We start from the raw sequence: 22705 nt of genomic DNA, 5'->3' as shown, positions 1-22705 counted from the left end.
GAGTGATCACGCGCCTGTCCCAGCCCGGCCTGGCGCTTCGGCGAGTTCCTGACCTCGCGGCTGGTCACGGTGGGTGGCGGCGACACAGGGCCGCTCGGCTCAGTCCAGGGTCAACGCGACCGCGAAACCGAAGACGTCCAGATCGTCGGTGTGAATGGCGCGCAGGTACACGGTGATCCGCTGGCCCATGCCGACCAGCGCGCCCTCAAGGACGTTGTTGGTGGACCCCTCGGGACCCCAGTGGTCGCCACCGTGGACCCGGGAGGCGGTGCGGGTGTCGTCCACGGTGAAGATGTCGACGACGTAGGCGTTGTCCCGGTCGAAGTCGCCCAACGAGTCGACCATGGAGACCCCGCACCAGACCAGGAACCGGCACGGCCGGCCCAGGTCCAGGGTCGCGCTGGCCACGCCGCCGAGGTTCTTCAGCGCGGGCAGCACGGCGCCGAACACCTGCATGGCTCATCCCCCTTCCTGGTCCTGGCCGGTGGACCCGCGCCGTCGGCGCTCCGCCCGGTCGGCCGGCCGCTGGACGCGGCGGACCTCCAGCTCCCCGGTGGCCGGGTCCACCCACTGCTCGGCCACCCGGCTGGAGATCGGGTTGACGTCGGTCAGCACCCAGGACACCGACCGGGGGTCGACCACGCGCCCGACCAGCTCGGCCAGCTCCTCCGGCGAGACCTCGACCTCGCGCCCCTCGGCTCCGACCGCCGCGTGGGTGTGCACCACGCGCCCCGTCTCGCGGTCGTAGAACACGTAGCGTCTCATCCCAGATCTCCCGTCAGGACCATGATGTTGCCGGTGCCGAACGCCTCGACGTCCTGCCGGTTGCCCACGCTGAGCCGGAAGGTGATCTCGCTGGCGTTCCCGGCCCACACTCCGGCGTAGCAGTTGCACGGCGATCCGTCCGCGCCGAAGTGGTCGCCGCCGAAGACGCGGCCGCCCCTGCGCTCGTGGTCCACCTCGTACACCTCGACGGCGCAGTAGTTGTCCCGGTCGAGGTCGCCACGCGAGTCGACCATCGTGACCTGTCCCCACGCCAGCAGTGGGTGCGGGCCACCGACGTGGACCGTGATCACGTCGCAGCCGCCGGTGGACTCCAGCGCGTACAGCGGGACGGTGACGAACGGATCACCGCCCGCGTCCACCCGCGTCGGGTAGCGGCTGCGCATGCCCTTGAGGTCGACCTCGTGCGGTGTGCGCCGTTCGCCCTGGTAGAAGGGGTACATGGCGGCTTCCCGCAGCGGGGAGTGACCGAGGCCCAGCGCGTGCCCCAGTTCGTGCAGCGCCAGGGTCTGGAGGTCGTACACGCCCTCGCCCGCGTGGTTGCGCCAGTTCTCCGCCTCGTCGAAGTGCAGCCGGCCGTCCCGCGGGTAGAACGCGTGCGCCAACACCCTGCCGGGGCCGTCGAACGGGGAACCGTCGCCATGGTCGCCGACCTGCCAGCTAAATTGCAACGGCGCCTCCAGCGTGCCGTCGTAGGGCAGGTCGATCGGCAGCAGGGTGCTCCAGGTGTCGTTCGCCGCGGTGAGCTGTTCCATCTCGTCGGTCATGTCGGGTGTGCGGTTGAGGGCCACCCAGGACACCTGCTGCCGGTCCCAGGTGCCGCCGCGGAACGTGAACGGGTCGGTGTCCTCGTCCGCCTCGACCGCGCCGGGTTCCACGTCGGGCACGCCGCACCGGGGACGGCTCATCAGCTTCAGCGTCTCGGTGGTGAGCGTGCCGGTGGGGGCGAGGCCGAAGTACCGCTGGAACCGCGCCAGCGCGGTCGCGGTGTGTGGGCACAGCAGGTCGTTGGGGCAGTCATGCTCGCCGAGGTAGCCGAAGCGGCTCAGGAAGCCGGCGGCGCGGGCGACGAGGATGTCACGGTCGCCCTCCGTGGCGATCGTCCTGTTCGGTTGGGCGTCCGGCGGTGGGTGGACGCTGCGCGGGCCTGCCCCATGGGACCGGGCGTGGCGCCACTGTCCGGACTCGTTTCCGCGGGCCATACCCCCGGGGCTACCCGTCGGAGGGAGCCCCGCCAGGGTGGGGACACGAACTCACCCGAACGAGGGGCATTCGGGCCGGCCACTCCCCCGCCCGCCGCCACCCCGCCCCTGCCTGGTGAGACAGGAATCCTTCACGGTCCGAGTCGGCCCACACGGAACGAGGGGCGGCACAGCCGAGTTGGCACAGCGACGGTCACTCGTCCCCCAGGAACGTCCTGTGTGGGCACTCTGGGGAACACATGCGCACCCGCGAAGCGTCTGACAGCTCCGCCCGTGGTGCCGTCAGTCAGTCGGTGACGGGGTGCGCGGGGACGAGGACAGGGCCTCGGTTCTCACCCGGCTGGCCCGCGACTCCAGGTACCGCTGTTCGGCGATGCTGGCGGTGGACTTCGCGGCGCGCCGATAGTGCTCGTACGCCCCGGCCGGGTCGCCGGCCTTCTCCAGCAGGTGCGCCCGCACGGACAGCAGCCGGTGGTGGCCAGCCACCCGCCCGTCGTCGTCCAATGTGGACAGCAACGCCAGTCCGGCTCGTGGCCCCTCGATCTCGGCGAGCGCGATCGCCCGGTTGAGGGTGACCATCGGGTTGGGCGCGATCCGTTCCAGGATCAGGTAGAGGCCGTGCACCTGCGACCAGTTGGTCTCCTCGGCGGTGGCCGCGTCGGCGTGCGTGGCGGCGATGGCGGCCTGGAGCTGGTAGGGCCCCAGCGTCGGGCTGGCCAGCGCCGCCTTCACCAGCTCGGTGCCCTCGTCGATCAGCGCGCGGTCCCACTTCGTGCGGTCCTGCTCGTCCAACGGCACCAGGTCGCCGGCGGCCGTCGTCCGCGCCTCCCTGCGGGCGTGGGTCAGCAGCATCAGGCCGAGCAGCCCGGTCACCTCGCTGTCCTCGGGCAGTTGCGCGTGCGCCATCCTGGTCAGGCGGATCGCCTCGCGCGCGAGGTCGGCGCGGTGCACCGTGCTGCCCGACGACGCGGTGTAGCCCTCGTTGAAGATCAGGTAGAGCACGTGCAGGACGACCCGGAGCCGCTCCTCGCGCTCCGCGCCCTCCGGGAGGATGAAGGAGCTGCCCGCAGCCCTGACGCGCTGCTTGGCCCGGCTGATCCTGGCCGCCATCGTGGCCTCCGGCACCAGGAACGCGCGGGCGATCTCGGCCGTGGTGAGGCCGCCGACCGCGCGCAGCGTCAGGGCGACCTGGGAGGCCGGTGTCAGCGCCGGATGGCAGCACAGGAACAGCAGGACGAGCGTGTCGTCGGTGTCGGGCACGTCCTCGGGCATCACCTCGGCGGCGGCCGCCGCCGACTCCCGCTCGCGGCGCGCGTGGTCGCTGCGCATCTGGTCGATCAGCCGCCGGGACGCGACCGTCACGAGCCAGCCGCGCGGGTTGTCCGGCACTCCCTCGACCGGCCACTGGACGGTGGCGGCGAGGACGGCCTCCTGCACGGCGTCCTCGCAGCCCTCGAACTGGCCGTGCCGGCGGACGAGCGCGCCGAGGACCTGCGGCGCGAGCTGACGCAGCAGGTCCTCGAAGCCTCGTGCCGTCATGCCTCCAACCGCCCGTCGGCGAACATCACCTGCCGCACCTCGACCCCCAGGCCCTCGATCGCGGTGTCGGGGATCCGCGTCGCCAGCTCGATCGCCCGCTCCCTGTCCTCGCAGTCGATCAGGTAGAAGCCGCCCAGGTACTCCTTGGACTCCAGGAACGGCCCGTCGGTCACCACCGCCTGGCCGTCGCGGACGGAGACCACGACGGCCTGCGACGGGTCGACCAGCGCCTGCGTGGTGATCAGCTCGCCCGACTCCTTCAGCTCCTCGATGAACGCGCCGTGGCCGGCGCCGATCGCCGCCTTCTCCTCGTCGGTCAGCGCGTCCAGCACCGCGGGGTTCACGTGCAGGCTGATCAGGAACTTCATCTCGTGCTCCTCGTGGTTCGCGGGCCCAGGGCCGGGCCCTTCGACCGGTGGTCGGAGCCGGCGTCGTCGTCTTGACATCCGCGCCCGGACGTTCGCGGCGAATTCTTCATCAGCGTCTCCAGACCGAGAGGCCGGGATGTGACGGCCGCCTCACCAGAGGCGGGTCAATCCGGTCCGCGCCGACGTCAAGAAGCCACCGACCGCTCCGACCACCCGGCGAAACGTCGAGAGAACAGGGAGTTCCGGGTATGCGAGTCGACAGGGCTGGGCTGGCGCTGGCCGTGCTCATGCTGCCGACACTGCTCGTCGCGTTGGACACGACGGCGTTGCTCCTCGCGCTCCCGCAACTGAGCGCCGACCTGGGAGCCACCAGCGTCCAGCAGCTCTGGATCAGTGACAGCTACGGGTTCATGGTGACCGGCCTCGTCATCACGATGGGCACGCTCGGTGACCGCATTGGTCGCCGGCGGTTGCTGTTGATCGGCGCGGCGGCGTTCGCGGCGCTGTCGGTCGTGGCCGCCGTCGCGGACGGCCCGCTGACGCTGATCGTGGCGCGGGCGCTGCTGGGCGTCGCGGGCGCGACCCTGGCACCGTCCACTCTGGCCTTGATCACCAACATGTTCCGCGACGAACGACGGCGCAGGCGGGCCATCGCGCTCTGGGCGACGTGCCAGTTCACCGGCGGCGCGCTCGGGCCGGTGCTCGCCGGGTTCCTGCTCCAGCGCTTCTGGTGGGGATCGGTCTTCCTGGTCGCCGTGCCGGCGATGCTGGTGCTGCTGCTCACCGGACCGTTCCTGCTGCCGGAGTTCCGCAGTGACCAGGCCGGACGGCTGGACCTGACCAGCGTGGGGCTGTCGCTCGTGGCGGTGCTGCTGATGGTCTACGGCGTCAAGCAGCTCACCGTCGAGAGCGCGCCGATCATGCCGTTGGCGGCCTTGGTGGTCGGCGCGGCCGTCGGATTCCTGTTCGTGCGCCGGCAGCTCCGGCTGGAGACGCCGCTGCTGGAGCTGCGGCTGTTCCGTGACCGCCCGTTCACCGCGGTCATCCTCGCGCTGGTCTTCGCCGGGATCGCCATGGCCGGCACGGGTCTGCTGGTGACCCAGTACCTGCAAGGCGTGCTCGACTTCTCACCGTTCGTGTCGGCGGTGCTGTTCGCACCCATGGGTCTCGGCGTGGCGGTCGGCACCATGGGCGCGCCGGCGCTGACCCGGTGGATGAGGCCCACGACCGCCATCGCCGGTGGGCTGGCCGGGTCGGCGCTGGGCAGCCTGCTGCTGGTCGGCGTCGGTGTCGACGGCGGGAGCGCCCTGCCCCTGGTGATGACCGGCATCGCCGTGCTGGCGTTGGGCCCGGGTCCGCTGTTCGCGCTGGGCACCGGGCTGATCGTCGGGTCCGTGCCGCCCGACCGCGCCGGCTCGGCGGCGTCGATGTCGGAGACCGGCAACTACTTCGGCGGCTCGCTCGGCTTCGCGCTCCTCGGCGTGGTCGCCGCGGTCGTCTACCGCACCGGCACCGACGGCACGTCCGACTCGTTGGCGGGCGCGGTCGCCGCCAGCCGGCACCTCCCCGCCGCCCAGGGCGCGCAACTCCTGCGCACCGCGCGGGAGGCGTTCACCACCAGCCTGCACGTCACCGGCGTCGTGGCCGCAGTCATCTTCGCCGGGATGGCCGTCCTGATCCTGACCATGCGCCCAGCGACCCACACGGTTCCCATCGCCACCCCGGGCCAGGAGGTGACTCACGCGTAAGCCCAGACGGCGAGGCCCCGGGAACAGCCACTGCCCGGCCCAGATCACGATGGACCGTTCGAACAGCCCCGCGCGCCGGAGCGGTCATGGGAACAGGAGTGCGTGAAGTGAAGAAGACCGTGCGGAAGGTGGTGGCCTTCGTCGTCCACGAGGGACGGTTGGCGGTCTTCCGCCAAGGGCAGCCGCCGGAGCGGTGGGACGGCGCCGAGACGCACGACGGGCAACGCCCGCCGACGCCACTGCACTTCTCCTGGCTGCCGCTGGGCGACCCCGAACGCGACGAACTCGCGGTGGGCCAGGCAACCCTGCTGGACAAGATCACGATCTGGGCCGGACAGGCGACGGCGCCGCCTCGGATCGCCACGCGACGGGGCGGCGCTCTCGCGCCCTCGTGCGGCCCTGGCCGACCCCGGTCGGCCGCGGCGTTGTCGGCGAACGGTCCACAACAGGTCAAGGACCGTGCCGCGCCCACGGGAGGATGATCGAGGAAAGAGGCGCGCCCGCTCTTTCCATTTCCAACATACAGCGCGCAGGGGGGCTTGCGGCAAGGCCCTGGGCATGCCGCAGAATCGCCGTCCGAAAGTCAGAACCCGAGGGAGCGGGAGAACACCACACACCTGTGTGTTGTTGCCGACATCACCGGTCACGAGGGACCCGCGCACCAGGCCGGCGCTCCAGGACCATCGAGCTGGGGACCTCGCTCCTTCGTGTTTCCGGACACGTCGAACCCGCCTTCAGTGACGTCGCCGTGAGGGGAATGTGTCAACTCAGAGGTACGAGGACGAATTGCGATCCGAGCGGAGCTACGTGGCCGGGCTCTACGCGCGGCTCGACGCCGAGCGCGCGCGGGTGAAGGGCAGGTACCGCGCGGCGCTGCGGGGAGGCGGCGCGACCCCCATGGAGCGGGATGTCGAGGTGCGGGCCCTGGCCAGGGAGGCGAAGCGGCTGGACGTCGCGGACAACGGGCTGTGCTTCGGCCGACTGGACTCCCTCTCCGGCGAACGCCTCTACATCGGCAGGATCGGCCTCCTCGACGAGGACAACGAGTACGCGCCGTTGTTGCTCGACTGGCGGGCGCCGGCGGCGCGCCCGTTCTACACGGCCACCGGCGCGAACCCGGAGAACATGCGGCGGCGGCGCCAGTTCCACATGCGCGGACGCGACGTGGTCGACTTCACCGACGAGGTGTTCGGCCGCCCCGGCGGCGGCGAGCGGGGGGACGCCGCCCTGCTCGCGGCGGTCAACGCGCCGCGCGGCGACGGGATGCGCGACATCGTGGCCACGATCCAGGCCGAACAGGACGCCATCATCCGGCTTGAGCACCCGGGGGTGCTGGTGATCGAGGGCGGCCCCGGCACCGGGAAGACCGTGGTGGCGCTGCACCGCGTCGCGTACCTGCTCTACACCCAGCGGGAGCGGATGGAACGCCACGGCGTGCTCGTGGTCGGGCCCAACCCGGCGTTCCTGAACCACATCAGCCGGGTCCTGCCGTCGCTGGGCGAGTCCGACGTGGTGTTCATGACCACCGGCGACCTCGTGCCCGGCCTGCGCGTCACCGAGGAGGACACCCCGGAGGCCGCGCGGCTCAAGGGCTCGCTGAAGATCCTCGACGTGCTCGCGGCGGCGATCGCCGACCGGCAGCGGCTGCCGGAACAGCCGGTGCCGATCACCCTGGGCGGCGTCACGGTGCGGATCGACGCCGAGACCGCGGAGTGGGCCAGGGAGGAGGCGCGGGCCAGCGGGCTGCCGCACAACGAGGCCCGCGCGGTGTTCGCCGAGATCGTCACCTACGTCCTCACCGAGCGGGCGACGGCCCGAATCGGGCGGGGCTGGCTGACCAGGGAGAACCGCGAGGAGTGGGAGCGGGTGAAGGCGGGGCTGGTCAAGGAGCTGGCGGACCACGACGCGTTCACCGCCGCGCTCGACGAGCTGTGGCCGATCCTGACGCCGCGGACGCTGTTGGCGGAGCTGTACTCCTCCCGCGAACGACTCCGGGCGGCCGGCGCGGACCCGGCGTTGTGGCGTGCCGAGGGCGACGCCTGGACGGTGTCGGACGTCCCGCTGCTCGACGAGCTGGTCGACCTGCTCGGCCGTGACAGGGCGGTCGACCGGGCCGCCGAGCGGGCACGGGAGGCCGAGATCGCGTACGCCGAGGGCGTGCTGGACATCCTCAAGGTGGACGACCGCCGCGACCTGATGGACGACGAGGACCACCTGCTCGCCCAGGACCTGCTCTACGCCGAGGACCTGGCCGAGCGGTTCGCCGAGCGCGACACCAGGGAGCTGGCCGAGCGCGCGGCGGCGGACCGGGACTGGACCTATCGGCACGTCGTGGTCGACGAGGCACAGGAACTGTCCGAAATGGACTGGCGGGTGCTGATGCGGCGCTGCCCCAGCCGGTCCTTCACGATCGTCGGCGACCTCGCCCAGCGGCGGTCGGTGGCCGGGGCGACCTCGTGGGGCCAGGTGCTGGAGCCGTACGTGCCCGGCCGCTGGGTCTACCGGTCGCTGTCCGTGAACTACCGGACCCCCTCGGAGATCATGGAGGTGGCCGCCGCCCTGCTGGCCGAGTTCGCGCCGGGGGTCCGGCCGCCGGAGTCGGTCCGCTCGTGCGGCGTCCGGCCGTGGGCCAGGCGCGTCACCGAGGACGAGCTGCCCGCCGCCATCGAGGAGTTCACCCGGGCCGAGGCCGGCCGGGAGGGCACCAGCGTCGTGATCGGGCCGCCTGGTGTGCCGGGCGCGGTGCCGCCCTCGGAGACGAAGGGTCTGGAGTTCGACGCCGTCCTGGTCGTGGAGCCGGAGCGCATCCTCGCCGACGGCCCGCGGGGCGCGGCCGAGCTTTACGTCGCCCTGACCCGCGCCACCCAACGCCTCGGCGTCCTGCACCTGGGACCGCTGCCGCAGGCCCTGTCCGGGCTCACCAGGGTCGAGGCACCCGTTCAGGCTGGCCAGCAATCGTCCTCGTGACGATGGGCGCGGGACAACACACCCCCTGCCACACCCCACCCGCGACCACACGAAGGGGCCTGTTTCTTGGTTGACGGGCATGCGACCGTGGAGCGTCGTGAACGATCACGACGCTGTCGCGGCGATCCAGAACCTGGCCGGGTTGGCGACGCCGATGGCTCTGCGGGTCGCGGTGACCCTGGGCCTGCCGGACCGGCTGCGTGGTGAGGGCGCTGGTGTTCAGCAGGTGGCGGCCGAACTCAGCCTGTCACCCGTCGCGCTCGAACTCCTGCTGAATCACCTCGCTGCTCTGGGGATCGTGGAGCACGCGCGCACCGGCTACCGGACCACCGACTACGGAGCGGTGCTCTGCGCTGACGCCGACAACAACCTGATCAACCTCCTGCACCTGGAGCGGGCCGGTGGTCGCGCCGAGCTGGCGTTCGTCGAACTCCTGCACAGCGTGACCACCGGCCAGGGCGCCTACTTCCGCCGCTACGGTCAGGACTTCTGGGCTGACCTCGCCGAACACCCTCACCTGCGCGAGTCGTTCGATCAGCAGATGACACAGCGGTTCCGTGAGCAGGTGCCGGGGATCGTCGCCGGCTACGACTGGGGCCGCTTCGGCTCCCTCGTCGACGTCGGCGGCGGTCGCGGCACGCTCCTCGCCGCGATCCTGGCCGCCAACCCCGGGATGTGCGGCCACCTGGTGGATCTGGAGCCCACCGCGACCGAGGCCAGCCGCACCTTCAGCGCGCACCAGCTCGACGACCGAGCACAGGCGACGGCGGGGAGTTTCTTCGACCCTCTCCCGGCGGGGGCGGACGCCTACCTGTTGTGCGACATCCTGCACGACTGGGACGACGAGCACGCCCACCGGATTCTCGCCCGCTGCGCCGAGGCCGCCCAACCGACCGGTCGCGTCCTGGTCATCGAACCGGTCGGTGGGCGGCGGGCCGGCACCGACATGGACCTGGCCATGCTCGTGATCTTCGGTGGCCGCGAACGCCGGATCGACGAGTTCCGCGCCCTCGCCGCGGCCCACGGGCTGGTGCTGGACGCCGTGTCCGACCTGACCGACCAGCGCTGCCTCCTGGAGTTCCGCCTCGCCACCACCACATGACCCCTGGTCCCGGCACGACGGGCCGGCGGGACGTCGTGAACGGGCGAACACCGTCCCCTGTGGAGAGTGACGGGCGGGCCTTCACGGGCTGGTGACGACCTGACCGGCCCAGGACAGACCACCGCCGAAGGCGAAGAGCAGCACGGGCGCGCCGGTGGGCAGTTCCCCGCGTTCGACCAGTTTGGACAGCGCGAGCGGGACGGACGCGGCGGAGGTGTTGCCGGAGTCCACCACGTCCCTGGCGATCACGACGTCGTCGCTCAGCCCGAGCTGCCGGGTCAGCGACTCGACGATCCGCAGGTTGGCCTGGTGCGTGACCACGCCGGCGAGATCAGAGGGAGTGATGCCGGCGCGCTCGCAGGCTTCCCGCGCCACGGCGGGCAGTTCCGTGGTGGCCCAGCGGAAGACCGCCCGGCCCTCCTGGGCGAAGCGCGGCTGCCAGGCGCCCACCAACCGCACGGCGTCCGCCCGCGTCGGGTCGGAGCCCCAGACCACGGGGCCGATCACGGCCTCGGCGGTGTCCGCACGGCTGATCACGGCGGCTCCGGCGCCGTCGCCCAGCAGCACACAGGTGCCGCGGTCGGTCCAGTCCGTGACGTCCGACATCTTCTCCGCGCCGATGACGAGCGCGTGCCGGGCGGCTCCGGCCCGGACGGCGTGGTCGGCGCAGGCGAGCGCGGTGCAGAAGCCGGCGCAGGCGTTGTTCAGGTCGAAGCAGACCGGGGAGGGGATGCCGAGGCGGTGGGCGACCTGGGCGGCGATGGAGGGGCACCGGTCGATGGCGGTGCAGGTGGCGACGGTGACCATGCCGATCTCGGCCGGGTCCAGGCCGGAGGTCGCGAGGGCCTTCGCCGCCGCGGCGGCGGCCATGTCGGTGACGGACTCGTCCTCGGCCGCGATCCGGCGGGTCGCGATGCCGGTGCGTTGCCGGATCCACTCGTCGCTGGTGTCGACGATGCCCTCCAGGTCGGTGTTGGTCAGCACGCGGGACGGCTGGTGGTGGCCGAGGGCGACGATGCGGGATCCGGGCACGGTGCTTCCCCTCTGTCGGGCTGGGACCGGCACGGCATGCCGGCGTCGAGCAAGATAGCAACCGATCGGTCGGAAGCTAAACACGCTATGCTGCGCCCTCATGAGCCCTCGGAAGTCCGTCGTCGAGACCCGTCACACCCGGCGACGCATCCTCGACCGCGGCCTGGAGATCGCCTCCGTCGAGGGGTTGGAGGGTCTGACCATCGGCCGACTCGCGGCCGAGACGGGCATGAGCAAGGCCGGCGTGCTGGGGCACTTCGGCACCAAGGAGAGCCTCCAGCTCGCCGTCATCGAGACGGCGGCGGAGGCGTTCGCCCGCGAGGTGCCCCAACGCGCCCGGGACGCGCGACCGGGCCTGCCCCGACTGCGGGCGGTCTGCGAGGCATGGGTGTCGTACCTGGAGCGGAGCCCGTTGCCCGGCGGCTGCTTCTTCACCGCGGTCGCGGCGGAGTTCGACGGGCGGAGCGGACCCGTCCGTGACGCGATCGCGGCCATGAACACCCTGTGGCAGCGGGAACTGCGCATCCACGTCCGGCGTGCGGTCAGCGTCGGAGACCTGCCGGAGGACACGGACGTTGACCAGTTCGTCTACGACCTGGTGGCCACCATGCTGGCGCTCAACCACTTCCTCCAGTTCCAGCGTGACCAGCGGGCGTCGACCTACGCACGCCGCGCGCTCCATCGGCTCCTCGGCAAGCCAGGGCACGTCTGATGGATCGCGGAAGCCGTCAGGAGGCTCGACCGCGTCGCGCCCTCAGAGACCTGCTTGTCAGAGGGCGATCGTGGTCGACGTGCCTGGAGCAGCGCTGGCCCGCGCTCACCGCTACGGCCCGGACAGCTCCCCCTCGCTGTCTCGCGGTCGCCAACGCACTCTTCTGTAGTCCATAGTGGACTGTCTTCTCGGCGCTCCCGCCGGTTTCCCACCACACCAGCGGAATGTCGCCGGCTCTCGCAGTGTCACGGGGCGCCTCGCGTGGACGAGGCGCCCCCAGCGGCCACCTACCTCACGACCGGACGAACTTCCACGTCACGTCGATACGGCCCAGATCGGTGTCCGCCAGACGCGCGAAGGCCGCGCGGCTCAGGTCGATGTGCTTGCTGTCGCAGGAGGGGCACTGGTCCTTGACCGGCACCTTGATGGTCTTGCCCTTGTAGGTGACCTCAACCGAGACGTTCTTGCACAGCGGGTCCTTGTTCGGGTTGGAGGTCGTCCAGTACGCGGCCGGCACGGCGACGAGCATCTCGCGGTCGGCGTTGATGCGCGTCCCGCAGGCGCCGTAGCCCGAGTCGTCGTAATAGGTGGCCTTGCCCTTGATCTCCTTGCCGAAGGGGATGGACGCCTCCGCGGTGCCGGAGAGGGTCAGGGGCAGGGCCACGGCGGCGGCCAGCACGGCCAGCGACTTGCCGATCTTTCTCACTGTTGTGTCACCTCGAATGATCTCGGTTTTTTACTTCTGCGGTAAGGGTTTTCGCAGAGTGGTCAGTGGAAGGGTCGCCGCTCGGGTCGTCCACGAGGGAGAGGGATGCGATCCCCGGGCGTGCGGCGCCGGCGTGTCCACGTCGGACGAAACGGTCATCCCGGATGGCGCGGCGACCACGAAGGAGAAGGAGGCGGTGACCGCGACAGGCTTCAGCGGGCGTGACGCACTCATGGTGTCTCCATCCGGAGATGACGATGGTCGGAGGTGGAGGGGACAAGGGGTCCACACCAGCCAACCTCCCCGCGGAACCACACGTTCTGGCACCACCCGGCATCAGATGCCGTCGACGCGACTCGCCCTTCGCGTCGCGCACACGGTCGAACATCACCTCGTCTCGCGCAAGCGAGACAACAGGACGGCGACAGGTCGGACACAGGGAACCGTCCTGGCATCCCCGGCACACCAACGAAAAAGGCGCGGGCGAACCGCCCTAGCCGTGCGGCCGCGCGCGCTCCGCAAACCGGACGCGCATCAGGTGCGCGGCCCCCGTTGACAACGATCACGCGAACCGAACTGTCCCGAATCCACACGCGCCAGGAACGTCGCAATCGGGAGGTCGCGCGAGCCCTGACTCACCCTCCGATGTGGAACATCCGAAGGCGCCGGTCTCGCCGGCCGCCCAAGGCGTGTCTGCTGGATCTCCATGTTGGGGTCCGGCAGCGCCCTGATTCCTGGGCAAGGAGTCGCTGTCCGATGCGGCGCGGCCGGTGTTGGAGCCGTTGTCGCCGGACCGGTCCCCGCGTCGGGGCGGCAGGTGGCGTAACCACACCTCAGGTGATCGAGACCATCGCCGCCAAGGACCGGATCGGTTGTGCCCTGGCGGGAGGCGCCGGAACGGTTCGGGCCGTGGAGACGCTGGATGAGCGGCGGTCACGCCGGAGCGCGGACGGCACCTGGAGCACCTGGTCGACCAGGTCCGTGGGCGGGCAGACCTGGCCCGAGAGCGGGGACTGGGTGGTGTCGGTGGGCTCCTGCCTGTCTCCGGGTGCACCAGCACGGCGCAGCCCTCCCTCCCCGTGACATAGGGGGCGTGGTCGCATCACAGGACGTCGCATCACAGGACTTTGCCCTGCGGAGCCCGCTGACCACCGCGTCATCCGTCCGATCAGGCGCCCGGGTGCTTGGGCGTGTCTGATGATCTTGTTGTTGGGGCTCGGCGGAGTCCTGGTTCATGGACAGGGAATTGGTGTCGGATGTGGCGCGGGGCGGTGTGGGAGCCGTTGTCGCCGGATCGGTCGCCGTGTCAGGGCGGCAGGGTGGTGTGATCCCGCCTCAGGTGATCGAGAGCATCGCCGCCAAGGACCCGACTGGGTGTGCCTCTGGTGGGAGGCGCCGGAACGGTTCGGGCCGTGGCAGACGCTGGATGAGCGGCGGTCACGCCGGAGCGCGGACGGCACCTGGGGTCGCCTGGTCGACCAGGTCCGTGCGCGGGCCGACCTGGCCAGGGAGCGGGGACTGGGTGGGTGCAGGTGGACTCCAGCCTGTCCCCGGGGTCCGCCAGCACAGCGCGGCCCTCCCCCTCCCCGTGACACAGGGGGCGTGGTCGCATCACAGGACGTCGCATCACAGGACTCCGACCTGCGGAGCCGGCTAATCACGCCATCGGAGGCTTCCGTGGTGGCCTGACCACCACGATCCACCTCCGCTGTCGACCGCACGGGGCAGGCCGCTGTCGATCGTGCTCACCGCCGGCAACGCCAACGGCACCACCGTGTTCGAGGAGGGTCTGGCCGGTCTCCGCCGTCGCCGTCGCGGCTCGCCCGGCGGACGTCCCCGCGCCGACAGCCGCAGATCGACACACGCGACGCACCATGGTCGAGCGCTGCTTCAACCAGTGCAAGGGCTGTCGCCGCATCGCCACCCGCCACGACCGGCTGGCCCGCGACTACCTCGGTGAGATGGAGCTTGTTGGCCTGCTCGCCTGGCTCCCGAATCCGTCAGACACGCCGTACCGGCTCGCCCACCCGAGCCCGAGGAGGAGCTGCCGGCCCGGAGCGGGCCGCGACTCCGGCGGCGCGGCGGTCAGGTTCTTCCCACCCGTCACCGGCGCTCCACCGTTGTCTGCCTGCTGGTTCGACCCCGAACGAACCAGCGGGGACGGCCTCTCGGCACCGATCCAGGGTTCGTAGGACTCGACATAGTAGGAAGACCTACTTTATGGTCGGCAGTGGTCCGCGGTGCAGGGAAGCCGGTGCGAGTCCGGCGCGGTCCCGCCACTGTGACCGGGGAGCACGACCCCATGCGAGGCCACTGACGCGAGTCGGGAAGGCCGGGGCCGGGTGATGATCCGGGAGCCAGGATACCGGCCGCGGATGTCCGTGTCGTCCACGAGGATGGAGCACACACGATGACCGCTTTCGGCTGGCGTGCGCCCGATCCGCACCTCCGGCGCTGGTCGCGGGTGTCCCCCTAGCGGCTCCTCCTCGTCCCCTCCCCCGGCCGTCGGCGCACCCCGCCGCGGCTCCCCTCGCGCGGCGCCCGCCGAACGCGGGCCGCGCCGATCTCCCGCGGAGCGAGCATGTCCAGTACACCCGAGTTGACCCACTACGTCGCCGGCAGGCGCGTGCCGGGCACGTCCGGCCGGTTCGGCGACGTCCACGAACCCAGTTCCGGCGCCGTGGTGGCGCGCGTGCCCCTGGCCTCCGCCGAGGAGGTCGGGGCGGCCGTGACCGAGGCGGCGCGGGCCCAGCCCGAATGGGCCGCGTGGAACCCGCAGCGCAGGGCGCGCGTGCTCCTGCGGTTCCTCGAACTGGTCCGCGACGAGGTGGACTACCTGGCCACCGTCCTGGCCTCCGAGCACGGCAAGACCGTGGCCGACGCCAGGGGCGACATCCAGCGCGGACTGGAGGTCGTGGAGTTCGCGGCGGGCATCCCGCACCTGCTCAAGGGCGAGTTCACCGAGTCGGCGGGCACCGGGATCGACGTGTACTCGATGCGCCAGCCGCTCGGCGTGGTCGCCGGGATCACGCCGTTCAACTTCCCCGCGATGATTCCGCTGTGGAAGGCGGCGCCGGCGATCGCGTGCGGCAACGCGTTCGTGCTCAAGCCGTCCGAGCGCGACCCCTCGGTGCCGCTGCGGCTGGCCGAGCTGTTCACCGAGGCCGGCCTGCCGCCGGGCGTGTTCACCGTGGTCAACGGGGACGCCACGGCCGTGGACGCCCTGCTGGCCGACCCCCGCGTCGCCGCGGTCGGGTTCGTCGGCTCGACCGCCATCGCGCAGCAGGTGTACGAGAGGGCCACCGCCGCCGGGAAACGCGCCCAGTGCTTCGGCGGAGCCAAGAACCACCTGATCGTCATGCCCGACGCCGACCTCGACGGCGTGGTCGAGGCCCTGGTCGGCGCGGGCTACGGCTCGGCGGGCGAGCGCTGCATGGCGATCTCGGTGGCCGTCCCGGTCGGGCGGGCCACCGCCGACGCGCTGGTCGCCAAGCTCGCCGAGCGGGTGCGCTCGCTGCGCGTCGGCCCGTCCCACGACCCGGAGGCCGACTTCGGGCCGCTGGTGTCCGCCGAGGCGGTACGCCGGGTGAGCGACTACGTGGACCTGGGTGTGAAGGAGGGCGCCGAGCTGGTCGTGGACCGCAGGAAGGTGAGCGTTCTCGGCTACGACAACGGCTTCTACCTCGGGCCGAGCCTGCTGGACCGGGTCACGCCGGACATGCGCGTCTACCGGGAGGAGATCTTCGGCCCCGTGCTGTGCGTGGTGCGCGCCGACGACTACGAGCAGGCGCTGCGGCTGCCCAGCGAGCACGAGTACGGCAACGGCGTCGCGATCTTCACCAGGGACGGCGACACGGCGCGCGACTTCACCTCCCGCGTGAACACCGGGATGGTCGGGGTGAACGTGCCGATCCCGGTCCCGGTCGCCTACCACACCTTCGGCGGGTGGAAGCGGTCCGGGTTCGGCGATCTCAACCAGCACGGCCCCGACTCCGTTCGCTTCTACACCAGGACCAAGACCGTCACCCAGCGCTGGCCGCGCGGCGTCAAGGAGCGGGCCAGCTTCGTCATGCCGACGATGGGCTGAGGTGGAGCATGCGACTCAACGACGACCAGCGCGCGTTGCGCGAGACGGCGGCCGACTTCGCCGCCGAGCACCTGGCCCCGCACGCCGTGGAGTGGGACCAGACCAAGCACTTCCCGGTCGACGTGCTGCGCAAGGCGGCCGAACTGGGCATGGGCGGCATCTACGTCGCCGAGGAGCACGGCGGCAGCGGGCTGGGCCGGATGGACGCCGCCGTGGTGTTCGAGGCGTTGGCCGAGGGCTGCCCCGCCATCGCCGCGTACCTGTCCATCCACAACATGGTGGCCTGGGCGATCGACCGGCACGGCGACGACGCGCAGCGCCGGACGTTGCTGCCCGGCCTGTGCTCGATGAGCGCGCTCGGCAGCTACTGCCTGACCGAGCCGGGCGCGGGGTCGGACGCGGCGGCGATCCGCACCACCGCGCGGCGTGAGGGCGACGAGTACGTCCTGGACGGGGTGAAGCAGTTCATCTCCGGCGCGGGGTCCTCCGACGTGTACCTGGTGTTCGCGCGCACCGGTGGGGCGGGCGCGCGCGGCATCTCCGCCTTCGTGGTGCGCGACGGCGCGCCCGGGCTGTCGTTCGGCCCGAACGAGGTCAAGATGGGGTGGAACGCCCAGCCGACCCGCCAGGTGGTGTTGGACGGGGTGCGGGTGCCGGTGAGCGCCCGGCTCGGCAGGGAGGGCAGCGGTTTCGCGGTGGCGATGTCCGCTTTGGACGGTGGTCGGCTCAACATCGCGGCGTGCTCGTTGGGCGGGGCGCAGGCGGCGCTGGACAAGGCGGTGGCCTACCTGGGCGACCGGCACGCGTTCGGCGCTCCCCTGACCTCCGCGCAGGCGTTGCGGTTCCGGTTGGCCGACATGCGCACCTCGCTGGAGGCCGCCCGCACCCTGCTGTGGCGGGCGGCGGCCGCGCTGGACGACGGCGCGTCCGACGCGACGGCGTTGTGCGCGATGGCCAAGCGGTTCGTCACCGACACGGCGTACGCGGTGGCGGACGAGGCGTTGCAACTGCACGGTGGCTACGGCTACCTCGCCGAGTACGGCGTGGAGAAGATCGTCCGGGACCTGCGGGTCCACCGGATCCTGGAAGGGACGAACGAGATCATGCGGGTGATCGTGGCGCGCGACATGCTGGGGGCCGCGTCGTGACCGAAGTGGACATCCGGGTCGAGCGGGGCGTTGGCCGGATCACGTTGAACCGACCGAAGGCGATCAACGCCCTCACCCACGGGATGGTCCGGCTCATCGACGCCGCCCTGGTCGACTGGGCCGCCGACGACGCGGTCCGGTTGGTCGTCGTGGACGGCGCGGGTGAGCGGGGCCTGTGCGCCGGCGGGGACATCCGGTCCATCTACGAGGACGCTCGCGCGGGTGGCACCGCGTCGTTGGCGTTCTGGGCGGACGAGTACCGGATGAACGCGCGGATCGCGCGGTTCCCCAAGCCCTACCTGGCGTTCATGGACGGCGTCGTCATGGGCGGCGGGGTCGGGGTGTCGTCGCACGGCACCGTCCGCGTCGTCACCGAACGGACCCGGCTGGCCATGCCGGAGGTCGGGATCGGCCTGGTGCCGGACGTGGGAGGGACCTACCTGCTGTCCCGCGCTCCCGGGGAGCTGGGCACCTTCGCCGCGTTGACCGGGACGGCGCTGTCGGCCGCCGACGCCATCCACTGTGGACTGGCCGACCTGGTCGTGCCCTCGGACCGGCTCCCCGCGCTGCTCGCCGACCTGCTCGACGGGGCGGAGCCGGAGGCCGCCGTGGCCACGCACGCCCGACCGCCGGGCGAGTCGCGGTTGGCGGCGCAGGCGGACTGGATCGACGCCTGCTTCGCGGCCGACCGGGTCGAGGAGATCCTCGCGCGGCTGACCGACCACGGTGAGGACGCCGTGGCCAAGGAGATCGAGGCCAGGTCACCGACCGCGCTGAAGGTCACCCTGGCCGCGTTGCGCCGCGCCCGCGACCTGCCCGACCTGGAGTCGGTGCTGGAGCAGGAGTACCGCGTGTCGGCGGCCTGCCTGCGCGGACACGACCTCGCCGAGGGCATCCGCGCCCAGATCATCGACAAGGACCGGAACCCCCGGTGGTCCCCGGCGACACTGTCCGAAGTGGACGACGACGTGGTCGCGGCGCACTTCGCCGAACCCGAGATCCCCTTCAGGCTGACAGGAGGTCACTCGTGATCGTCGCGTTCCTCGGGTTGGGCAACATGGGCGGCCCCATGGCCGCCAACCTCGTCGCCAAGGGTTTCCAGGTCCACGGCTACGACCCCGCGCCGGGGGCGGGCCACGACCGCGTGCGCCGGATGTCGAGCGCGGCGGAGGCGGTGCGCGAGGCGGACGCCGTGGTCACGATGCTGCCCAGCGGCACGCACGTCCTGGACTGCTACCGGGAGATCCTGCCCGCGCTGCGCCCCGGCACGCTGCTGGTCGACAGCTCCACCATCGACGTGGAGGACGCCAGGGCCGCCGCCGGGCTGGTCGAGGCCGAGGGGCACCTCGCGGTGGACGCGCCCGTCTCCGGCGGGGTCGTCGGCGCGACCGAGGGCACCCTGACGTTCATGGCGGGCGGCTCGGCGCGGGCGCTGGACCTGGCCGAGCCGATCCTGCTCGCCATGGGCGCGCGCGTGGTGCGCTGCGGCGGCGCCGGGGCCGGCCAGGCGGCGAAGATCTGCAACAACATGGTCCTGGGCGTGTCCATGATCGCGGTCAGCGAGGCGTTCGCGCTGGGCAGGGCACTCGGCCTGACCGACCAGGCGTTGTTCGACGTGGCCGCCACGTCGTCGGCGCAGTGTTGGGCGTTGACGGTCAACTGCCCGGTGCCGGGGCCGGTGCCCACCAGTCCGGCCAACCGCGGCTACACCGGTGGCTTCGCCAGCGGACTGATGCTCAAGGACCTCGGCCTGGCCGAGGCGGCGGCGCGGGCCGCGGGCGTGGACACCGCGTTCGGTCGGGCCGCGCGCGAGGCCTACGCGCGGTTCGTGGAGGTCGACGGCCCCGGGCGGGACTTCTCCGCCATCATCACCACCCTGCGGAAGGACGACGCGTGACCGAGCACGAGACGATCCTGGTCGAGCGGCCCGCCGACCGGGTCGCGTTGATCAGACTCAACCGGCCGAAGGCGCTCAACGCGCTCAACCTCCGGGTGATGGCCGAGCTGACCGAGGCGGCGACCGCGCTCGACCGCGACCCGTCGGTGGGCGCGATCGTGATCACCGGCTCCGACCGGACGTTCGCGGCGGGCGCGGACATCAAGGAGATGAAGGACCAGTCGTTCGACGAGGTCCTGGCCGCCGACTGGTTCGCGGGGTGGGACGCCCTCGCCCGGGTCCGCACCCCGCTGGTCGCGGCCGTGGCCGGCTACGCCCTGGGCGGTGGCTGTGAGCTGGCGATGATGTGCGACATCCTGGTCGCCGCCGACACGGCGTCGTTCGGCCAGCCCGAGATCACCCTCGGCGTGCTGCCGGGCATGGGAGGGTCGCAGCGGCTGACCAGGGCCATCGGCAAGGCCAAGGCCATGGACCTGTGTCTGACCGGCCGGCGCATCGACGCCCACGAGGCGGAACGCTGCGGGCTGGTGTCACGGGTCGTGCCCGCCGACACCCTGCTGGACGAAGCGTTGGAGATCGCCAGGACCGTCGCCGGCATGGCCACGCCCGCCGCGATCCTGGCGAAGGAGGCGGTGAACCGGGCGTTCGAGACGACCCTGTCCGAGGGCATCCTGTTCGAGCGGCGCGTGTTCCACGCGACCTTCGCCACGAGGGAGCAGAAGGAGGGCATGGCCGCGTTCGTCGAGAAGCGGCCGGCGCGGTTCCACGACTGAGACCGAGACGGTTCGGCGAGGAGTTCCTGGTCCTCGCCTTGGGACAGCGGTGGTCGGAGCGCACCCGCGTTCCGGCCACCGCTGTCCGGCGTCCCTGCCGAAGATGGCTCAGCCGAAGATGGTCAGCCGAAGATGGCTCGGCCGAACCCGTACAGGCCGATTTCCACGCCACGTCGCGTGGTCACCCAGAACCGCTCCTCGGACTCGCCCAACTCCAGGCTCCTCAGTGCCGCGCCCTGCGCCGCGCCCACCATCGCGCCGACCACGGCTGAGGCGCTGACCGGGTCAAGGGTGTCCGGGTAGGCCTCGGCCAGGGCGTCCGCGATGCGCCGTTGGAGGTCCAGGCTCCGGCGCAGCGCGAGGGCGTGGAGCGCGGGCTCCAACATCAGCAGTCGGGCGTAGGACCGCATCAGCTCCGGGTCGCGCGCGGCGCTCTGGGCGAGGAAGTCCTCCCGCATGGCCTCGTACAGCCGCAGCAGCAGGTCGGCCGGACTCTCGTCCGGCCCTCGGTCGGCGATCACCCCCAGCGCGATCTCCGCGTGCCGGCCGGAGTCGACGAAGAGCACGTCCTCCTTGCTCCCGAAGTGGTTGAAGAACGTCTTCGTCGCCACGTCGGCCGCGGCGGCGATCTGCGCGACCGTCGTGCGCTCGTAGCCCTGCTCGCCGAACAGGCGGATCGCCGCCTCGACGAGCTGGTTCCTGACCTGCTGCTTCTTCCGCTCCCGCCGGGACTCCGCGACCACGAGGCGACCTTACACCGAAGACTATGCTTACATCGGGGTGTAACTTTATAGCCGACGTAACTTCAGGAGGGGTGCAGGTGAGTCGCATCGTCGTGGCGGGGATGCCCGCGTCCGGGCACGTCAACCCGAGCGTGCCCGTGGTACGCGCGCTGGTGGAGCGCGGAGTCGAGGTCACCTACTACACGGACGAGGAGTTCCGCCCGGCCGTGGAACACACGGGCGCCGAGTTCCGCGCGTACCCGACGGGGACGATCACCTCGCGGGACATCGCCGAGGCCACCAGCAACGGCGGGCCGGTGCTCGTGGTCCGCCGGTTGTTGGCCGCGGCCGAGACGCTCGTGCCGTTCCTGGTGGACGAGCTGCGGGCACGACGGCCGGACGCCGTCGCCTTCGACTCCAACGCCGTGTGGGGGTACGTGGCCGCGGCGACCCTCGACCTGCCGAAGATCTCGCTGATGACCACCTGCCTGCTGGGCACGTCGGCCTTCAAACGCCTGAAGGGGCGGGAGAAGCTGCACTCGATGTGGCCGATGCTGCCGCACATCCCCGGCGCGGTGGCGGGGAGGCAACGGATCGTGCGTCGGTTCGGCAAGCGGGTCTACCCGCCCTCCCCGACCCTGCCCATGCGGGGTGACCTGACGATCTTCCCGATCCCGCGTGAACTCCAGGAGCCGGACCCGCGAATCGACGACCGCTGCCACTTCGTCGGCCCCACGATCGACCGCGACACCCGCGCCGACCGTCTCGACCCCGAACTGGCCGCGCACCTCGACGGCTCCGCACCGGTGGTGCTGGTCTCGTTGGGCACCCTCCACGCCGGCACGGACGCCTTCTTCCGCGACTGCTTCACCGCCCTGGGCGACCTGCCCGCGCGGGTCGTGCTCGCCGTCGGCAAGCACACCGATCCCGCGAGCCTCGGGAGGCCACCGGCGAACACGCTCGTCCGGACCTCCGTGCCGCAACTCGACGTGCTCGCCCGCGCGGCCGTGTTCGTCACCCACGGCGGCATGAACAGCGCGTTGGAGGGGCTGGCCCACGGGGTGCCGCTCGTCGTCCTTCCCCAGCAGGTCGAGCAACTCGCCATCGGGGGCGCCGTGACGGAGGCGGGCGCTGGTGTGGTGCTACGACACCACCTGGCCAACCGCCCCGTCCCGCCCGCCGAGCTTCGCGCCGCCGTGGACCGCGCCCTCACCGACCCGTCGCTGCGGACCGGCGCGAGGACGTTGGGCGAGCGCCTGACCGCCGGCGGTGGGGCCACCGCGGCCGCCGACCTGATCACGTCCTTCCTGGCGACGAAACACTGAGCCGGGGCTGGACGAACACGTCACCACCGGCCGTCTTCAGCGCTGGAGGGCGGCGACGGACCCACCTCTCGCCGCCCCTCCCGCCGAACTCAGACCCTGTTCCCGACCTGCCGAAGGTCCCTGGCGAGAGGAAACGGCCGGCCCTGTCCCCCGGCCTGCCCCGTGGCCCACTGTGGAGACGTGGTTCGGCGCCGAGACCGAGAGGCCAAGTCCGAAGGAGGAACAGATGGACGTGATCCTGACGAGCATGTCGGCCCCGATGGTCGAGGGTTCCTGGGGAGCCGGCTGGGTGTGGTCGCTGACGACGTCCCTGGTGGTCTCGTTGGGGGTGTTCCTGGTCTGGCTGCTGGCGACTCGCGGCTCGACGCCCGGGGCGAGCGGCCCTGTTGCGGCGGTCCGGGAGCCCCTGCCCGAGGGGTACGCCCCGCGCGGGCGGAGGACGGAGGACTACCCGGAGCGCACCAGGGCGCTCCGGTAGTCGCCTCCATCCCGGCAGGTCGCGCCCTCCCCACAGGAATACCGAGTCCGATCCAGGCCATCGCCACCTAGACGAGTAATGCGTAAGTCCGGGGTGGTGCCGGGAGACGGACGAAG

The 22705-nt window shown here is 71.6% G+C and carries 20 protein-coding genes and 1 riboswitch; of the genes, 12 read left to right on the top strand and 8 right to left on the bottom strand.

Features of this window, described 5'->3' with window-relative positions; genetic code table 11:
- Nucleotides 1-99: 99 nt before the first annotated feature.
- The 5 genes from LX15_RS29685 to LX15_RS29665 form a co-directional block, all read right to left on the bottom strand.
- Nucleotides 100-456: a hypothetical protein gene (locus tag LX15_RS29685; RefSeq protein WP_253674205.1), complete on the bottom strand. Its 357-nt coding sequence runs from the start codon at nt 454-456 to the stop codon at nt 100-102.
- A gap of 3 nt (nt 457-459) precedes the next feature.
- Nucleotides 460-765 carry a hypothetical protein gene (locus LX15_RS29680; protein WP_253674203.1) on the bottom strand — a complete coding sequence of 102 codons (306 nt, stop codon included), beginning with the start codon at nt 763-765 and terminating at the stop codon, nt 460-462.
- On the bottom strand, nt 762-1985 hold the full coding sequence (locus tag LX15_RS29675) for a matrixin family metalloprotease (protein WP_253674201.1): 1224 nt from the start codon (nt 1983-1985) through the stop codon (nt 762-764). Before LX15_RS29675 ends, LX15_RS29680 begins: the two co-directional genes overlap by 4 nt.
- 282 nt (nt 1986-2267) lie before the next feature.
- A complete protein-coding gene (locus tag LX15_RS29670; protein ID WP_253674196.1) occupies nt 2268-3524 on the bottom strand; it encodes an RNA polymerase sigma factor in 1257 nt (418 codons plus the stop codon).
- Complete coding sequence (locus tag LX15_RS29665) at nt 3521-3892, bottom strand: YciI family protein (protein ID WP_253674193.1); 372 nt, start codon at nt 3890-3892, stop codon at nt 3521-3523. The genes LX15_RS29670 and LX15_RS29665 overlap by 4 nt, the downstream gene beginning before the upstream one ends.
- A 248-nt stretch (nt 3893-4140) precedes the next feature.
- Here LX15_RS29665 and LX15_RS29660 point away from each other — a divergent pair, with 248 nt between their 5' ends.
- The 4 genes from LX15_RS29660 (at nt 4141) to LX15_RS29645 (ending at nt 9709) form a co-directional block, all read left to right on the top strand.
- Nucleotides 4141-5640: an MFS transporter gene (locus LX15_RS29660; protein WP_253674192.1), complete on the top strand. Its 1500-nt coding sequence runs from the start codon at nt 4141-4143 to the stop codon at nt 5638-5640.
- Between the two features lie 98 nt (nt 5641-5738).
- Nucleotides 5739-6122, top strand: a complete 384-nt coding sequence (locus tag LX15_RS29655) for an NUDIX hydrolase (RefSeq protein WP_253674190.1) — start codon at nt 5739-5741, stop codon at nt 6120-6122.
- Between the two features lie 277 nt (nt 6123-6399).
- A complete protein-coding gene (gene helR, locus LX15_RS29650; RefSeq protein WP_253674188.1) occupies nt 6400-8607 on the top strand; it encodes an RNA polymerase recycling motor ATPase HelR in 2208 nt (735 codons plus the stop codon).
- A gap of 79 nt (nt 8608-8686) precedes the next feature.
- Nucleotides 8687-9709: a methyltransferase gene (locus LX15_RS29645; RefSeq protein ID WP_253674186.1), complete on the top strand. Its 1023-nt coding sequence runs from the start codon at nt 8687-8689 to the stop codon at nt 9707-9709.
- 81 nt (nt 9710-9790) lie between these two features.
- On the opposite strand, the gene LX15_RS29640 is transcribed toward LX15_RS29645, so the two are convergent.
- On the bottom strand, nt 9791-10741 hold the full coding sequence (locus LX15_RS29640) for a beta-ketoacyl-ACP synthase III (RefSeq protein ID WP_253674184.1): 951 nt from the start codon (nt 10739-10741) through the stop codon (nt 9791-9793).
- Between the two features lie 100 nt (nt 10742-10841).
- On the opposite strand from LX15_RS29640, the gene LX15_RS29635 reads away from it, so the two are divergent.
- Nucleotides 10842-11453 carry a TetR/AcrR family transcriptional regulator gene (locus LX15_RS29635; RefSeq protein ID WP_253674181.1) on the top strand — a complete coding sequence of 204 codons (612 nt, stop codon included), beginning with the start codon at nt 10842-10844 and terminating at the stop codon, nt 11451-11453.
- 292 nt (nt 11454-11745) lie between these two features.
- Here the strand turns inward: LX15_RS29635 and LX15_RS29630 are convergent, their stop codons facing one another.
- A complete protein-coding gene (locus LX15_RS29630; protein WP_253674180.1) occupies nt 11746-12159 on the bottom strand; it encodes a cysteine/serine endopeptidase inhibitor in 414 nt (137 codons plus the stop codon).
- A gap of 2214 nt (nt 12160-14373) precedes the next feature.
- Nucleotides 14374-14547, top strand: a riboswitch (cobalamin riboswitch).
- Between the two features lie 193 nt (nt 14548-14740).
- Between LX15_RS29630 and LX15_RS29625 the strand changes: the two genes are divergently transcribed.
- Genes LX15_RS29625 through LX15_RS29605 form a run of 5 tightly spaced genes read left to right on the top strand, consistent with a single transcriptional unit; the run spans nt 14741 to nt 20064 of the window.
- Entirely contained in the window at nt 14741-16246 is a 1506-nt protein-coding gene (locus LX15_RS29625; protein ID WP_253674179.1) for a CoA-acylating methylmalonate-semialdehyde dehydrogenase, read from the top strand.
- A gap of 8 nt (nt 16247-16254) precedes the next feature.
- Nucleotides 16255-17394 carry an acyl-CoA dehydrogenase family protein gene (locus tag LX15_RS29620; RefSeq protein ID WP_253674178.1) on the top strand — a complete coding sequence of 380 codons (1140 nt, stop codon included), beginning with the start codon at nt 16255-16257 and terminating at the stop codon, nt 17392-17394.
- Complete coding sequence (locus tag LX15_RS29615) at nt 17391-18425, top strand: enoyl-CoA hydratase/isomerase family protein (protein WP_253674173.1); 1035 nt, start codon at nt 17391-17393, stop codon at nt 18423-18425. Before LX15_RS29620 ends, LX15_RS29615 begins: the two co-directional genes overlap by 4 nt.
- Nucleotides 18422-19291, top strand: coding sequence for a 3-hydroxyisobutyrate dehydrogenase (gene mmsB, locus LX15_RS29610; RefSeq protein ID WP_253674171.1), 870 nt, complete (start codon nt 18422-18424; stop codon nt 19289-19291). Before LX15_RS29615 ends, mmsB begins: the two co-directional genes overlap by 4 nt.
- Nucleotides 19288-20064 (top strand): enoyl-CoA hydratase, encoded by a 777-nt coding sequence (locus LX15_RS29605; protein WP_253674169.1) that lies wholly within the window; start codon nt 19288-19290, stop codon nt 20062-20064. The genes mmsB and LX15_RS29605 overlap by 4 nt, the downstream gene beginning before the upstream one ends.
- A gap of 122 nt (nt 20065-20186) precedes the next feature.
- Here the strand turns inward: LX15_RS29605 and LX15_RS33340 are convergent, their stop codons facing one another.
- On the bottom strand, nt 20187-20807 hold the full coding sequence (locus LX15_RS33340) for a TetR/AcrR family transcriptional regulator (RefSeq protein ID WP_253674167.1): 621 nt from the start codon (nt 20805-20807) through the stop codon (nt 20187-20189).
- Nucleotides 20808-20884: 77 nt separating this feature from the next.
- On the opposite strand from LX15_RS33340, the gene LX15_RS29595 reads away from it, so the two are divergent.
- Both LX15_RS29595 and LX15_RS29590 read left to right on the top strand, forming a co-directional pair.
- A complete protein-coding gene (locus LX15_RS29595; protein ID WP_253674165.1) occupies nt 20885-22111 on the top strand; it encodes a macrolide family glycosyltransferase in 1227 nt (408 codons plus the stop codon).
- Nucleotides 22112-22337: 226 nt separating this feature from the next.
- A complete protein-coding gene (locus tag LX15_RS29590; RefSeq protein ID WP_253674163.1) occupies nt 22338-22589 on the top strand; it encodes a hypothetical protein in 252 nt (83 codons plus the stop codon).
- Nucleotides 22590-22705: the final 116 nt, after the last annotated feature.

The organism is Streptoalloteichus tenebrarius (genome assembly GCF_024171885.1).
Lineage (GTDB): Bacteria > Actinomycetota > Actinomycetes > Mycobacteriales > Pseudonocardiaceae > Streptoalloteichus > Streptoalloteichus tenebrarius.
This window is presented reverse-complemented; position numbering and strand designations above follow the sequence as displayed.